The 14,439-nt window shown below is 69.9% G+C and carries 16 protein-coding genes; 6 read left to right on the top strand and 10 right to left on the bottom strand.

The genetic code is table 11. The features are described 5' to 3' along the window. Nucleotides 1-82: 82 nt before the first annotated feature. Together HZS55_RS11400 and HZS55_RS11395 are read right to left on the bottom strand one after the other, a co-directional pair. Nucleotides 83-967 (bottom strand): type IV pilin, encoded by an 885-nt coding sequence (locus tag HZS55_RS11400; RefSeq protein WP_179907790.1) that lies wholly within the window; start codon nucleotides 965-967, stop codon nucleotides 83-85. A 177-nt stretch (nucleotides 968-1,144) separates the two neighbouring features. Then, nucleotides 1,145-2,794 carry a formyltransferase family protein gene (locus HZS55_RS11395; RefSeq protein ID WP_179907789.1) on the bottom strand — a complete coding sequence of 550 codons (1,650 nt, stop codon included), beginning with the start codon at nucleotides 2,792-2,794 and terminating at the stop codon, nucleotides 1,145-1,147. Between the two features lie 165 nt (nucleotides 2,795-2,959). Here HZS55_RS11395 and purB point away from each other — a divergent pair, with 165 nt between their 5' ends. Continuing rightward, entirely contained in the window at nucleotides 2,960-4,348 is a 1,389-nt protein-coding gene (purB, locus tag HZS55_RS11390) for an adenylosuccinate lyase (protein WP_179907787.1), read from the top strand. A 44-nt stretch (nucleotides 4,349-4,392) separates the two neighbouring features. Here purB and HZS55_RS11385 read toward each other — a convergent pair whose 3' ends face one another. Then, nucleotides 4,393-4,764: a hypothetical protein gene (locus tag HZS55_RS11385; protein WP_179907785.1), complete on the bottom strand. Its 372-nt coding sequence runs from the start codon at nucleotides 4,762-4,764 to the stop codon at nucleotides 4,393-4,395. A gap of 105 nt (nucleotides 4,765-4,869) precedes the next feature. On the opposite strand from HZS55_RS11385, the gene HZS55_RS11380 reads away from it, so the two are divergent. Next, the gene (locus HZS55_RS11380) at nucleotides 4,870-5,487 is read left to right on the top strand and encodes a phosphoribosyltransferase (protein WP_179907783.1); all 618 of its coding nucleotides are present in this window, start codon (nucleotides 4,870-4,872) and stop codon (nucleotides 5,485-5,487) included. A 30-nt stretch (nucleotides 5,488-5,517) separates the two neighbouring features. On the opposite strand, the gene HZS55_RS11375 is transcribed toward HZS55_RS11380, so the two are convergent. Continuing rightward, nucleotides 5,518-5,763, bottom strand: coding sequence for a hypothetical protein (locus HZS55_RS11375; protein ID WP_179907781.1), 246 nt, complete (start codon nucleotides 5,761-5,763; stop codon nucleotides 5,518-5,520). 98 nt (nucleotides 5,764-5,861) lie between these two features. On the opposite strand from HZS55_RS11375, the gene HZS55_RS11370 reads away from it, so the two are divergent. Continuing rightward, complete coding sequence (locus HZS55_RS11370) at nucleotides 5,862-6,089, top strand: DUF7860 family protein (protein WP_179907779.1); 228 nt, start codon at nucleotides 5,862-5,864, stop codon at nucleotides 6,087-6,089. 29 nt (nucleotides 6,090-6,118) lie between these two features. Here HZS55_RS11370 and HZS55_RS11365 read toward each other — a convergent pair whose 3' ends face one another. From HZS55_RS11365 to HZS55_RS11355, 3 genes are all read right to left on the bottom strand, one after another. Continuing rightward, a complete protein-coding gene (locus HZS55_RS11365) occupies nucleotides 6,119-7,294 on the bottom strand; it encodes a M20 family metallopeptidase (RefSeq protein ID WP_179907777.1) in 1,176 nt (391 codons plus the stop codon). Continuing rightward, nucleotides 7,291-8,565, bottom strand: a complete 1,275-nt coding sequence (lysA, locus tag HZS55_RS11360; protein ID WP_179907775.1) for a diaminopimelate decarboxylase — start codon at nucleotides 8,563-8,565, stop codon at nucleotides 7,291-7,293. The genes HZS55_RS11365 and lysA overlap by 4 nt, the downstream gene beginning before the upstream one ends. A gap of 418 nt (nucleotides 8,566-8,983) precedes the next feature. Next, complete coding sequence (locus HZS55_RS11355) at nucleotides 8,984-9,457, bottom strand: PUA domain-containing protein (RefSeq protein ID WP_179907773.1); 474 nt, start codon at nucleotides 9,455-9,457, stop codon at nucleotides 8,984-8,986. 201 nt (nucleotides 9,458-9,658) lie between these two features. Between HZS55_RS11355 and HZS55_RS11350 the strand changes: the two genes are divergently transcribed. Further along, nucleotides 9,659-9,844, top strand: coding sequence for a hypothetical protein (locus tag HZS55_RS11350; protein ID WP_179907771.1), 186 nt, complete (start codon nucleotides 9,659-9,661; stop codon nucleotides 9,842-9,844). A 133-nt stretch (nucleotides 9,845-9,977) separates the two neighbouring features. After that, nucleotides 9,978-11,375, top strand: a complete 1,398-nt coding sequence (locus HZS55_RS11345; protein ID WP_246308241.1) for an HVO_2922 family protein — start codon at nucleotides 9,978-9,980, stop codon at nucleotides 11,373-11,375. A gap of 57 nt (nucleotides 11,376-11,432) precedes the next feature. On the opposite strand, the gene HZS55_RS11340 is transcribed toward HZS55_RS11345, so the two are convergent. Beyond that, nucleotides 11,433-11,930: a LabA-like NYN domain-containing protein gene (locus tag HZS55_RS11340; RefSeq protein WP_179907769.1), complete on the bottom strand. Its 498-nt coding sequence runs from the start codon at nucleotides 11,928-11,930 to the stop codon at nucleotides 11,433-11,435. 43 nt (nucleotides 11,931-11,973) lie between these two features. Then, the gene (locus HZS55_RS11335) at nucleotides 11,974-12,147 is read right to left on the bottom strand and encodes a hypothetical protein (RefSeq protein ID WP_179907767.1); all 174 of its coding nucleotides are present in this window, start codon (nucleotides 12,145-12,147) and stop codon (nucleotides 11,974-11,976) included. 214 nt (nucleotides 12,148-12,361) lie between these two features. On the opposite strand from HZS55_RS11335, the gene HZS55_RS11330 reads away from it, so the two are divergent. Then, the gene (locus HZS55_RS11330) at nucleotides 12,362-13,351 is read left to right on the top strand and encodes an NAD-dependent epimerase/dehydratase family protein (protein ID WP_179907765.1); all 990 of its coding nucleotides are present in this window, start codon (nucleotides 12,362-12,364) and stop codon (nucleotides 13,349-13,351) included. Nucleotides 13,352-13,393: 42 nt separating this feature from the next. On the opposite strand, the gene HZS55_RS11325 is transcribed toward HZS55_RS11330, so the two are convergent. Continuing rightward, nucleotides 13,394-14,329, bottom strand: a complete 936-nt coding sequence (locus HZS55_RS11325) for a hypothetical protein (RefSeq protein WP_179907763.1) — start codon at nucleotides 14,327-14,329, stop codon at nucleotides 13,394-13,396. Nucleotides 14,330-14,439 lie beyond the last annotated feature (110 nt).

The following is a 14,439-nucleotide window of genomic DNA, read 5'->3' as shown; positions in this document are numbered from 1 at the left end:
CCGTAAATCGCCCGGTCGGGGAGAGTCCGGCCGGGTCAGTCGCGACCGCTTCCGATTCCGACCGCGTCGCCCTCCCGACGTCTCAGTAGTCGCTCGGGTCCTTCGGAGAGTAACTCGAACAGGGCTCGCCGTCGATCGTCGGGCTGTCGGAACACGAGACGCTCGGTGCGTAGACGTGGCCGGTGACCGTCACCCCGTCGAGATCGACCTGATTGGCGCTCTCGACCGACCCGTGGATAGTCGCCGTGTCGACGTCCACGTCGGGGCCGCGTACGTCGCCCCAGATCTCCGCGCCGTCGACGGCGATATCGTCGTCCGCGCTGACCGACCCGACGACGTTCGCGTCGTCGATATCGACGGACTGGTCGGCCGCGACCGGCCCGTAGACGGTCAACTGTCCGTTGTCGATGTCGACGTTCCCGTTCCGGCTGTCGATGGAGCCGATCACGACCCCACCGGTTTCGAGCGTGATGTCCACCTGCGCGACCACGTCGCATTCGAGTACGAAGTCGATCACGACTGTCGACACGCCCGCCGCTCTCTCCCCTTCCAGCCACGCACAGCCTTCGTCGGCCTCGGGGAGCTCCGACTCCACCTCGAACTCCCGGAGGACGTAACTCGCGTCGTGTTCGCCGAACCAGACCAGCTGAAGCCGCTCGTCGGTCGGGAAGACCGTCACCGAGTCGCCGGCCAGCAGGTCCCGGTTCGCCAGCGCCCGCTCGTCCGCGGCGCCACGGAGGCGAACCTGCTCGCCGTTCAGCCGCTCGCCGTTGGTGAGTTCGAGGTCGTAGGCGCCCGGCCGCTCGACCGGTTCGAGTTCCAGCGTCACCTCGGGCGCCGGCTCGCGCTCCTCGGTCGCACCGAAGGCGACGTAGGCGGCGACCGACGACAGCAGGACGACTATCGCGACCAGCAACACCGTCCCGATCACCGGCGAGAGGCCACGACGCGCCCGTCGACTGTACACGTCGGACTCACTGGACTCCCGACAGTTCAAACCATCGCGTCGTTTCACGCTCGCTAGACGCCGGCGAACCGGTTCGGACGTTCCCAGAGAGCGACGGCCGCGACGAGGGGGATCAGTCGTGGCGGAAGCACCGTCAGAGCAAGCTCTGACGAGCTTTAGGCCCTCACTCGCTGGCGCTCAATCGTGCCTGAAAGCGCGCTGGCCGGTCATGACCATCGCGATGTCGTGTTCGTCGGCGGCCTCGGTGACGATATCGTCGTTCTTCGAGCCGCCGGGCTGGATGACCGCCTCGATGCCGGCCTCGGCGGCCTTCTCGATGCCGTCCGGGAACGGGAAGAAGGCGTCCGAGGCCATGACGGCGCCCTCGGCGTCCTTGCCCTCGGCGTCCTTCTCGGCCTTCATATCGGCAATCTCCACCGCGTCGACGCGGGAGACCTGGCCGGCCCCCACACCGACGGTCTCGGTCCCCTTCGCGAAGACGATGGCGTTCGACTTGACGTGTTTGATGGTCTGCCAGGCGAACAGCATCGCCTCGACCTGCTCGTCGGTCGGCTCGCGCTCGGTGACCACTTCGAGGTCGTCGGCGGTGAGCGACTGGGTGTCGCGCTCCTGGACGAGCCGGCCGCCGACGAGCTTCTTCTCGGTGAGCGTCTCGGTCACGTCGTAGGAGTCAGGGCGGCCGGACGAGCCGGTCCGGCCGATCTCGTCGCTCACGTCCAGCACGCGGAGGTTGTCCTTCTCGAACAGCGTCTCCAGAGCGGCGTCGGTGTAGCCGGGCGCGATGACGACCTCCTTGAACGAGTCGATGATCTGTGCGGCGGTCGCCTCGTCGCACTCGCGGTTGAGCGCGACGATGCCGCCGAAGGCGCTCTTGGGGTCGGTCGCGAGCGCGTCGGCGTAGGCGTCGGCCAGCGTGTCGGCGGTCGCACAGCCAGCGGGGTTGGTGTGCTTGATGACGGCGGCGGCGGGCTCGTCGAACTCCTTGATGAGATTCAGCGCGCCGTCGGCGTCGTTGTAGTTGTTGTACGACAGCGCTTTCGCGCCCTCGTTGCGCTGGTCGGCGCCGACGACGCTGGCCTCCTCGACCGTGCTGTCGGCGTAGACCGCGGCGTCCTGATGGGGGTTCTCCCCGTAGCGCAGGTCCGCGGCGCGGTCCTCGGAGCTGAACAGCCGCGCGGGGAGGTCGCCGCCGCTCGTCCCCTCGACCGACGCCCGGTTCGCGTCGAAGTCGACGCTCACGCGGTCCTCGGCGAAGTACTTCACGGCGCGCGGGTAGGCCTTGAACTCGCCCTCGTAGAGGACGCGGTCCTTGAGGTCGTCCTCGTCGTCGCCCTCGTAGACGGGGATCGGCTCCTGCGTGACGACGGGGCCGCCGTCGACTTCTTCCTCGACGATCTCGCCGTCGTCGTCGATGGCGTCGGTGACGACGTGGACGGTACAGCCGACCACGTCCGCGCCGTAGTCCAGCGCGTCGCCCCAGGCGTCCATGCCGGGGAACGCGGGGAGCAGCGAGGGGTGGACGTTCAGCGTCGTCGGCGCCTCGTCGAGGAACCGCTCGGACAGCAGGCGCATGTAGCCGTCCAGGGTCACCAACTCGAAGTCGTAGCCCGAGAGGGCGTCGAGGACGCGCGCCTCGTGGTCGCGGCGGTCCTCGCCCTCGTCGCGCTCGACGACCTCCGTCGGGATCCCGCGCTCGGCCGCCGCGTCGAGGACGGGCGCGTCGGCGTCGTTCGTGAGGATAACCGAAAATTCGGCGCCCCCGGGGGCGCGGTCCGCGATGTTCAACAGGTTCCGCCCGCGGTTGCTCGCCATCCCTGCGAGTTTCATGTCCGAAGGGCCGCCGCGGCCGCGCAAAGTAGTTGCGAATCGGCGGGGACATAGTCGACACTTTCGACACGGTCGCTCGGCCCTCGGGCCGACGGACCGGTCTGCCGCGGGCGACGGCGACCGCCGACCGACACGCTCTTTGGCCGACTCACCGCACGAGCGACCATGACCGACCGATCGCCGCTCCGGGCCGTCTCGCCGCTCGACGGACGCTACGCGCGGTACACGGAACCGCTCGTCGACTACGCCAGCGAGGCGGCGCTCATGCGGGCGCGCACCCGCGTCGAGGTCGAGTACCTGATCGCGCTGGCGGACCTGTCCGAGACGCCGCTAGAGATCGACGCCGAACAGCGCGGACAGCTCCGCGGGCTCTACGAGGCGTTCGACGACGACGACGCCGCACTCGTCAAGCGCATCGAGACGGAGGGATACGGCGAGTACGCGGCGACCAACCACGACGTGAAGGCGATCGAGTACTTCGTCCGCGAGGGCCTGCCCGAGGACCTCGACGCCGCCCACTGGATCCACTTCGGACTCACCAGCGAGGACGTGAACAACCTCGCCCACCGACTGCTCGTCAAGCCGGCCGTCGAGGAGGTGCTCGTCCCGCAACTGCGCGACGTGCGCGACGCCCTCGTCGCGGAGGCCCGCGAGTACCGCGACCTGCCGATGCTCGCCCGCACCCACGGCCAGCCCGCCACACCCACCACGTACGGCAAGGAACTGGCCGTCTACGCCTCGCGGCTGGGGCGGGCGCTCGGCCGCATCGAGCGGGCGACCGACGAGGTCTCGGGCAAGCTCGCCGGCGCGTCGGGGACCTACGCCGCCCACGACGCGGCGTACCCCGACGTGGACTGGCGGGCCTTCTCCGAATCGTTCGTCCGCGATCTGGGCCTCGACCACGAGCCGTTGACGACCCAGGTCAACCCCTGCGACGACTTCGCCGCCGTCTTCGACGCGCTGCGCGGCGCGAACAACGTCCTCCTCGATCTGGACCTCGACGTGTGGCTCTACGTCTCCGACCGCTATCTCGGCCAGGAGGCCACAGAGGGCGAGACCGGCTCGTCGACGATGCCCCACAAGGTCAACCCGATCGACTTCGAGAACAGCGAGGGCAACCTCTCGAAGGCCAACTCCGACCTGGTCTTCCTCGGCGACTACGTCACGACCTCGCGCCTCCAGCGCGATCTGTCGGACTCGACGGTCAAGCGCAACATCGGCGCCGCGCTGGCCCACTGTCTCATCGGGTACTCCAAGCTCGAAAACGGCCTGGCGAAGGTCGTCCCGAACGAACAGGTGATGGTCGACGACCTCGAAGCGACCCCCGAGGTCGTCGGCGAGGCCGTCCAGACGGTCCTCCGCCGGGAGGGCTTCGACGACGCCTACGAGCACGTCAAGGAGGCCACCCGCGGCCGCGACGTGACGATGGCCGACTTCGAGGCGATGATCGACGACCTGGACGTGGGCGAGGACGTGCGCGCGGAACTGCACGCGCTGACGCCGGCGGGCTACACCGGCGTCGCGAGCGACCTCGTCGACGACGTTCGGGAGTAGACCGGGGTCCGTTCCGGGATCGGACGCGACCGTCGCGGAGTCGGTTACCGACCGGCCAGGTCCATCGCCTCGTCGACCGACGACGCGAGTTCGGTCTCGACGCCCTCGATGTTACCGACCTTGCTCTGGAGCGCGCGATTTTTGATCCCGTCGGAGACGAGGACCCACGTCGTGATCCCGAACTCCGTCCCGGCGGCCGCGGCCGCCTGGGCCTTTTCGAACACGTCGCTGTTGAGCGGCGCGTCCATGCCCATCACCGAGACGTGTGTATCGACCGATTCCTGCGAAGCCAGTCGCTCGAACTCCTCGTTGACCGCCGCGAACACCGATTCGGTCGTCTCCATCCCTGCCGGGAAGTCCGCCACGATCACGTTCTCCTCCACGTACAGCCGCCAGTCCGCGTTCGCCTGTGCCATACCTCCAGAGACGGGTGACGGGACTATCGATTCGATACCTAACAGCGTAGGGGTCCGGCGACCGACGGCCACAGACCTTTGACAGTGTGTGACCTATTCGCAACCATGTTCCGCGACCGGACGGCCGCGGGCGAGCGGCTCGCCGACGCGCTGGTAGAGCGGGGTGTGACGGCCGATATCGTCCTCGCGATCCCGCGCGGCGGCCTGCCGCTGGGACGGGCGGTCGCAGACCGTCTCGACGCGCCGCTGGACGTGGTGGTCGCCTCGAAGATCGGCGCGCCGCGCAACGAGGAGTACGCGATCGGTGCGGTCGCCGAGGACGGCGCGGCGTGGCTCAACGAGGACGCCCTCGACCGGCTGTCCGTGAGCGACAGCTACCTCGCCAGCGAACGGGAGCGCGAGCGCGAGGTGGCCGCCGAGAAGGCCGCGGCCTACCGGGAGGGCGGTCGGCCGCCCCTCGCCGAAAAGCGGGTCGTGGTCGTCGACGACGGCGTCGCGACCGGCGCGACGATGCGGGCCTGTCTCAGGCTAGTCCGCGAGGAGAACCCGGCATCGCTGGTCGTCGCCGTCCCCGTCGGACCGCCTGACACGCTCGACGAACTCGCCGAGCTGGCCGACGAGGTGGTCGCCGTGGAGCGCCCGCGGAACTTCCGGGCGGTCGGCGCTCACTACCGGAACTTCGACCAGGTCAGCGACGAAGAAGCGATGTCGTACCTGGCGTGAACGGCGCGTCGGCCGTCCGCTTCGCCCCGCTCAGGCGGTCGGTTCGGCGCCGCGCAGCCGCGGCAGCACGATGTGGTAGGCGACGTTCAGCGCCGCGTAGATGAGGACGAGGCCGACGGCGGCCTCCCAGAGCCCCAGCGTCGTCTGTCCGGCGGAGAGGTCGCCCAGTCCGGCCCGTTCGGCGAGCGTTCCGACGACCGCCAGCGTGCCGGCGATCGCGACGTACAGGACCACGCCGAGCGCTTCGGCGACCGGTCCGAGCAGGAGTTCGCGCATTGGCACGGCGTATGCGACACCGGACCATATGGTTTCCGTGAGACACCGTGACGAACACTCACAGTGGCTTTTTGCTCCGCCGTGGGGAATCGGGTGGCATGTCACACACCGCAAGTACGGATTACCCGACGCTCGCGAAGACCGGTTTCTTCCTCGGGGTCGCGCTGTTCGCCGTCGGTGGGCTGGGCGAGATCGTCGGCTCCGTGGTCTTCGGCGGACTGCCGGGCTGGGAGCAGACGCTACTGTTCGACATGGAAGTTCTGGGTATCGCGCTCGGATTGTTCTCGCCGCTTCTGTTCGGGATCGTCGCGCCGCTGGTCGAGTGAGTCCGACCGGCGAACTCGCTCCCGCCGCTCTACAGCAGCGCGTCGACGGCGTCGCGAACGGCTCGCGCGGCCGCCCGGACCTCCTCGCGGCGGACGTACTCGCGTTCGCTGTGGGCGACGGCTCCCTCGTCGTCCGCGAGGTCGCCGGGACCGAACACGACCGTCGGGGCGTGCTCGGCGAAGTACGACGCCTCCGTCGCCGCGCCGAACGGTCGCACCTCGCCGCCGCTCGCGGCCGCCAGCGCCTCGACGAGCGGCTCGTCCGGAGCGGTCGCGAAGGCGGCTAAAAAGGGCGTCTCCCGCGGCGAGAGCGCCACGTCGAGGTCTATCCCCGAGGGGACCCACTCCGAGAGGTGGGTCTCCAGCCCGGCCTCGAACTCCTCGGGGGTCTCGGGCGGGACCGGCCGCCGGTCGAAGGTGATGACGCACTCCTCGGGCACCTGGTTCGAGGCCTCGCCCCCGTCGATCACGGTCGGCGTGAGCGTCGGGCGACCGAGCGACTCGTGGGCGTCAGGCCCGCGCGCTCGCGGCTCCTCGTCGTCGCCGCTCGCTCCGTCCGAGGCGCTTCGCGCCTCGCGCTCGTCGTAGCTCTCCATCGCCTGCAACAGCGGCGCGACGGCGCGGATCGCGTTCGCCCCGCTCTCGGGCGTGGCCGCGTGGGCCGCGGCGCCCGTGAGGGTGATCGTCCCCTCGTACTGCCCGCGGGCGGCGTTGCACACGTCGAGTCCCGTGGGCTCGCCGACGACGAACCCGTCGGCGTCGAGGGTGCCCGCGAGGTGAGCGGCCCCGGTCTGGACCGTCTCCTCGTCGGGCGTGATCGCCAGCGTCAGCCGGTTGCCCTCGCCGACGCCGGCGCTGAGGAACGCGTCGACGAGCGCGGCGAGGGGCCCCTTCGCGTCGCAGGCCCCGCGCCCCTCGACGACGGCCCCGCCCTCGCGCTCGGCGAAGGGGACGTGGGGCGGCACCGTGTCGATGTGCGTGTTCAGGACGAGGTGGGTGCCGGCGTCGGAACCGCTTTCCGCCTCGTCACCGGGCTCGTACCCGTCGCCCGTCCGCGTCGCGAGCGTGTTGCCCGCGTCGTCGACGACGGGGTCCGCACCGGCGCCTTCGAGCGTCTCGACCAGGAGTCCGCGCATCTCTTCGACCGACTCGTGGGACTCGGTCCGGACCGCCCGCTCGTGGAACTCGAGCACGTCGAAGATCATCGGTCACCGGAGACGCCGTCGGTCGCGGCCGTCTCGCCGGCCTCGCGTTCGACTCTGGTCACGTCGTCCATCGTCTCCCGCCGGCGGACGACCCGGACTTCGCCGCCCTCGACGGCGACCTCGGCGGGTCGGGGCTGGGAGTGGAACTGGTTGGCGAGTTCGTAGCCGTAGGCGCCCGCGTTGCCGATCGCGAGCAGGTCCTCGCGCTCGGGTCGCGCCACGGGACGGTCCGTACAGAACACGTCCGCGCTCGTGCAACACGGCCCGCCGACCGCGACGGGTTCGGCCGCTCGCTCGGGCGCCGAGACGTTCGCGATGGGGTGATAGGAGTCGAACATCGCCGGGCGGATCAGCGTCGCCAGCGACGCGTCGACGCCCACCACGGTCGCCTCCGGCGTCTCCTTGACCGTGTTGACCTCGGTCAGGATCACCTCGCCGTCGGCGACGACGTACCGGCCCGGTTCGAGCTTGATCCGCGCGTCCAGGTCGCCGACGGCCTCCCGAACCTTCTCCCCGACGACGTCCATGTCCAGCGGCTCCTCGTCCTCGCGGTAGGGGACGCCGAAGCCGCCGCCGAAGTCGACGAACTCCAGGTCCGAATCCCCCACCTCGCGGACCAGGTCGGCCACCTTCGCGATGGCTCGGCAGTGGTCGTCGAGGTCGTCGTGCAGCACTCCTGAGCCCGCGTGGGCGTGCAGGCCGACGAGGTCGAACCGCTCGCGCAACTCGTCGGCCAGCCCGACAACTTCGTCGTAGGGGATGCCGAACTTGGCGTCCTTGCCGGTCGCGACCTTCTCGTGATGGCCGGTGCCGATGCCGGGGTTGACGCGGATGGCGACGCGGCCGTCGTAGCCCCGTTCTTCCAGTCGGTCGAACGTGTCGCGTGCGCCGCCCGTGACCGTCAGCCCGGGGTGGTCGGCGCCCAGCTCGGCGGCGTAGTCGAGGTCGGCCTCGGGCGGGTTGACCGCCGTGTACTGCAGCGTGTCGGGATCGGCACCCGCCTGGATGGCCCGCTGGAGTTCCCCGCGAGCCGCGCACTCGATGTCGGCGCCGGCGTCCAGCAGCGTCGACAGCACCGCGCGACCGGTGTGGGCCTTCGCGGCGTACATGACGTGGGCGTCCGGGAACGCCGACGAGAACCGCTCGTAGTTCTCGGCCACGCGGTCGAGGTCGACGACGTACAGCGGCGTCCCGTGTTCGGCCGCCAGCGAGGACAACTGGTCGTAGTCCCAGTCCGCGACGCGGCGGACGAGGGGCGAGAAACGGCTCATTGGCGATACACAGCGGCCGCCGCGATACAAGCGTTGCGAACTATCTTTTTCGCGGAGGGGTGTCCTCGCGCCCTTCGGGCGCTCCGGGCACCCCTCCACCAAAAACATGGGTGAAAAAGGCGCGGACTCGGCCTTCGCTCACGGCTTTGCCGTTCGCTTCGAGGCACTCACTTCGTTCGCGCCTCGCTGGCCTCGTCCGCGTGAACCGTGCGCCTGCGGGGCGCGGATGCTCAGTACAGCCATCTTTTTCATCGTCGCCCTTCCTCGCTCGCTGCGCTCGCTGCGGGAGGGCTCCTCGAAAAACATGGGTGAAAAAGGCTGAACCCTCACTTCGTTCGGGTTCAGTGAACCGCGCCTCGCTCCGCTCGGCGCGGATACCGGTGATCAACCCGCACGCCAGACTGGGCGAGACGGAAACTCAGTCGTCACCGTCCGCTTGGGCGCCGTCGCGGACGAACACGGCCATCCCGGTCTCGAAGTCGGCCATCCCTTCACCGCTCAGCTCGGCGCGGCCGACGGCGAGCACCTCGCCGCGCTCGTGGGTCACCACCAGCTCGTCGCCCGGTCGGATCTCGGGGTCGGCCGCGGCGACGAACTTGGCGAAGACGTTGCGCTCGTCGCGGACGAACGGCTCGCTCTCGTCGCCGACGACGACGCGGTAGCGCCCGTCGGCGAGGCCGTCGTTCAGCCGCCGCCCGCCGGCTACGCCGAGGGTGAACCGCCCGTCGGTCGCGTAGGTGACCAGTCGCCCCTCGTCGGCGATCACCTGCCGCGGCCGCCCGGAACTGGTGTGGGTCACCTCCGGGTCGCCGCCGAACAGCGCGCGCCCGGCGCCGCGACCCCACTGGTAGTCCGCCACCCGCGTCAGCATCGACCGATCCTCGTCGTCCATCGCCCCTCCGTTCGTCCCACCGCGTCTTGTATCTGTCTCACTCCCCGAGCCCGCGCGTCGCGCCCCCGAACCGGATGGGATCGAGACCCACGATCAGTGCTACCATACACCGATGTACCTCGATTCGATCACGATCGATCATGGTTGAATGGCGCGGTTTCAGGAGAATTTATACGGATCGATTACCAAACTACGCTCACTATGACAGAGACCGATACACGGAAAGTCGCGTTCGGGGTCGTGCTGCTGGCGATCAGCACGGTTCTCATCTTCGGGCCGGGGGCGCTCGACGTCGCCGTCCCGGTCGTCGCCATCGCCGCCGGGTCGCTCGGCCTCGCCGCGGGTGCGCTGCTCGTCGGCACTTCGGACCCGGGTCGCCCGGTCTGAACGACGCTCACGACAGCGCGCTGACCCGACCCCGCCGGTCTTTTCCCCGTTTTCGCCGTCCGGGAGCGGTGCGTACGCAGTTAAAACGTAGTACATCTTTATCCGTTCAGGAACCGATTATTTGATTTGTAACATGTCCAGCGAGCGATCGAGTCCGGACGCGATGGTCCAGTGGTACCGAGACCGGATCGCGGAACCGACGACGAGCGACGAGGTGTACGGGTACTGGGTGTTCGTGTTCGGTATCCTGCTTGGGATACTGGGCATCCTGTTGTTCCTGACGAGCGACGTGACGACGGCGACGACGCCCGGCAAGGCCGGGATCGCGCTGGCCGCGATCTCGCTCGTACTGCTGATGATCGGGCCGGTGATCCGCTTGCCGCTCCAGCGGACGGCCAACCTGATCTCCTACGCCGGGGGGGCCGTCGCCCTGCTCGGCGTGGTCGGATTCCTGGTCGCCTACCCGGGCTGGCGCGCGTCCGGGCTGGCCGTCCCCGTCATCTCGCTGTTCGCGTTCGGTCTCGTGCTGATCGCCGTCGGCGCGGCGCTGATCCCCGTCATCGGCGGGTCCCGACGAGCGCCCGAGGCCGACGCCTCCGTCGCTGAACCCACCGAGTCCGACCCGGCGGTCGAGACCGCGGAAGATCCGAAGGGCGCCGCCGCGACGGCAGAGGAACCGGACGCCGAACCGGTCGCGGAGCCTCCCGAGAGCAAGGCGCGCTTCGAGGTCTTCGCGGATCGGGGCGGCAAGTGGCGCTGGCGGCTGCGCCACCGCAACGGCAACATCATCGCCGACAGCGCGCAGGGCTACAGTTCCCGCCAGAAGGCCGAACAGGGACTTGAGAGCGTCCGCACGAACGCGCCCGGCGCGGCCGCGGTCCGCGAGGAGATCGAGGTCGAACCCGAGGAGGAGCCCGCGGACGCGCCGTACCCGCCGGGCGAGAGCCAGGGAACCTTCGAGGTGTACGAGGACGCCGCCGGCGAGTACCGCTGGCGGCTCGTCCACCGCAACGGCAACATCGTCGCCGACGGCGGCGAGGGCTACGACGACCGCGACGCGGTCGACGACGCCGTCGAGCGCGTCCGGGAGTACGTCGGTCCCGCCGACTACCTGCGCATCGACCCGACGGCCTTCGAGGTGTACCGCGACGCCGCCGACGAGTGGCGCTGGCGGCTCATCCACCGCAACGGTGAGATCCTCGCCGACGGCGGCCAGGGCTTCGCCTCCGAGCGCGGCGCCCGCGATTCGGTCGGACGGGTCCGCGAGTACGCCGACGAGGCCGGCGCGCTGGACTATCGAGACGCTGCCTTCGAAGTCTTCGAAGACAACGCCGGGGAGTACCGCTGGCGGCTCCGCCACCAGAACGGCCAGATCCTCGGCGACAGCGGCGAGGGCTACGCCTCCCGGACCGGCGCCATCGACGGCCTCCGGAGCGTCAAGCGCAACGCGCCCAACGCCGAGCTAGACGATCTGGACGCGGGCGACGACGCGGACACGGCCGACGGCGACGCGGACGGCGACGAGGAGTAGGCCGCACGGTCGGTCTTTTCGGGGTGCGCCGGGCTTCGAGCGACCGCGCCGGCGCGCTCAGAGGAGGAACCGCTCGACGTCCTCGCTCATGTCGGTGAAGTCGTCGGCCGCGTCGACCAGCTCCTCCGCGGTCGACTCCTGGAAGGCCACGACTTCGGTGCGGACGCCCTCGTGGCGCAGGTGCGAGCAGAGCCGGGAGAAGTCGCCGTCGCCGGTGGCGAGGACGACGGTGTCGACGTGGTTGGCGAGCGTGACGGCGTCCAAGCTCATGCCCACGTCCCAGTCGGCCTTCTTCGAGCCGTCGCCGAAGGTCTTGATGTCCTTGATGCGGGTCTCGAAGCCGATGTCGACGAGGGCGTCGAAGAAGGACTCCTCCTCGGGGGCGTCGGCGCGGATGACGTAGGCGACGGCGCGTGTCAGCTGGCGGTCGGCGACGGCGGCGTCCAGCAAAGCGGCGTAGTCGATGTTGCGCGTGTAGAGACTCCGTGCGCTGTGATAGAGGTTCTGCGCGTCCGCGAGCACCGCGACGCGCTGTCCGGGATGGACGTTTTCCATGCCGGTTGGTGGCGCGCCCGCTCGGATAGCTCTTTGGCTCTGTTCAGGTCCAGGCCGTGAGACACTCCAGCGAGCAGAAGGGCAGGTCCACGGTCGCGCTCGCGCCTCCGTCGGTCCGGGCGTCCGCGTCGTCCTCACCGCCGCCGTCGTCGCCGTCGACGTGTGCCCGAAGCGTGTACGCTGGTTGCCCCTCCGCCCGACAGTTTGCACACTTCATGGGAACCGATAGCACTCGAACCACCGTTGTTATTCACCGTCTAACAGCGCTGACGCGGCCGAAATGTCCGCCCCGCTGGGACCGGTCCCGAGCGCGATAGCGGAGTATCGCGGTCTCCCGATCCGACAAGAACGGGACGGGGACTGACGGCAGACGGACACGGGGACCGCTCGCGGGTCACCGGGTTTAAGCGGGTCAGCGACGAACCCGGGATATGACCAGACACGCGCTGTTCGTCGGCGGCACCCGCTTCATCGGCCGTCGCGCCGTCCGCGAGTTCCGCGACGCCGGCTACGACGTGACCGTCTTCCACCGCGGCGAGCACGACAGCCCGTTCGCCGACGACGAGGCGGTCGACCACGTCAGTGGCGACCGCACCGACGACGGCGACCTCGCCGATGCGGCCGCTCTCGACCCCGACGTGGTCGTCGACCTCGTCGCGTACCAGCCCCGCGAGGTCCGCACCGCGACCCGCGTCTTCGACGACATCGACGCGTACGTCTACGTCTCCAGCGGCGCCGCCTACGGCGAAGAGGCCGTGCCCAAGCGGGAAGGCGAGACCGAACTCGAACCCTGCAGCGACGAGCAGGCCACAGACGACTCCGGGGCGACCTACGGCGCGCGCAAAGCCGAGGGCGACCGCGCGGTCTTCGCCGCCGCCGACGAGGGCGTGAACGCGATGAGCGTCCGGCCCTGCGTCGTCTACGGCCCTCACGACTACACCCGACGGTTCGACTACTGGGTCCAGCGGGTCGCGAACCACGACCGGGTCTTGGTCCCCGGCGACGGCACCAACCTCTGGCACCGCGTGAGCGTCGAGAACGTCGCCCGCGCGCTCCGCGTCGTCGCCGAGGACGGCGACCCGGGCGAGGCCTACAACGTCGGCGACTGGACGCTGCAGACGCTCCGGGAGACCGTCGAGACGGTCGCCGACGCGCTGGACACCGACGTGGAGGTCGTCACCGCCGGATCGCGCGAACTCGCCGCCGGCGGACTGGAACGGAGCGACTTCCCGCTGTATCGCGACCCGCCCCACGTCCTCGACACGAACAAACTGCGGTCGCTCGGGTGGGAGCCCCAAGCGCCGTCAGAAGCGGTCGCAGAGACGGTCGAGGCGACGCCCGAGCGCGATGCCGACGATGCGCAGGAAGGACCGGACCGGGAAGCGGAGGAACGGGTGCTGGGCGTGCTGGAGACGATGTGACCGGGCACCCGCCGGCCCCTTCGCGGCGACGACGCCGATAAGTCACGGCGTCGCACCGATACCGAGGGCGAACGCGACCGCGTCGCTGCTGACGACGAAGGCGACGTAGGCGACGGCGGGCACGACCACCGATCCGGTTCGCTCGTACCCGTAGGCGGCGACCGCAACGACCGCGAGTCCGACGAGGGCGAGCGCGCCGTCCGCGACTCCGTCGGTCTGTCCGGCGAAGCCGACGAGGACACCGCCGACGAACAGCGCCAGCGGGATCCCACAGAGCAGCGGGAGCCACTCGTACTCGAAGGTGTGGGCGGCGACGGCCGGGAGGGCGACGCTCGCGGCGAGCACCAGAAACACGACGACGGCCCGCATCGGGAGTCCGGTGCCGACGAGTTCTCGCGGCCCGATCGTCCCGACGAACAGCGTCGTGACCGCGACCGCGGCCCACGGGCGTCCGGCGGCGCTGAGCGGTCGCTGAACGATCTCGTGGGCGACCAGCACGTACGCCGGCAGTCCGACGAGCACCGTCAACAGCGTGAGCGTCGCCGGCAACAGCGGACCGGTGTTCTGGGCGTAGTACGTCCCCTCCAGTACGGCGAGGGTGGTCCCTTGCGTGCTCGCGAGAACGGTGATTGCGGCGACCCCCGCGACCGGGACGAGCGCGGCGGTCGCGACCGTCGGAACGTCCGACCGGCCGGGGAGCGACACGCCGACCGGCTGTCCGCGGAGCCTGCCGTGAACGAGCGCGAACGCGGCGATACCGACCAGAAGCACGGCGCGGTTGGACAGGGCCGTCGCCGCCAGCTCGGCCAGGTCACCCGACACGAACGCGGTCGGCCCAAGCGCCGAGGTGGCGCGGTACGCGACCCACCACAGCGCCTGAATCCAGAGGGTGAACGCACCGAACGCGACCACCGCGACCGTCGTCTCGCGTGCGAGCGGTCGCCCGTCGAACGGTGCGCGCAACTGTGCGAGGTCCATCCGGTACGAACCCGCGGGCACGTGGATAGTAAATGTGTCGGCCCACCGGATCGACCGGCGGTCGCCACCCTCCGGGATCCGCGAGCGCGAGTGACAGCGACGGCAAGCGT

Source organism: Halosimplex rubrum, assembly GCF_013415885.1.
GTDB classification, from domain to species: domain Archaea; phylum Halobacteriota; class Halobacteria; order Halobacteriales; family Haloarculaceae; genus Halosimplex; species Halosimplex rubrum.
This window is presented reverse-complemented; position numbering and strand designations above follow the sequence as displayed.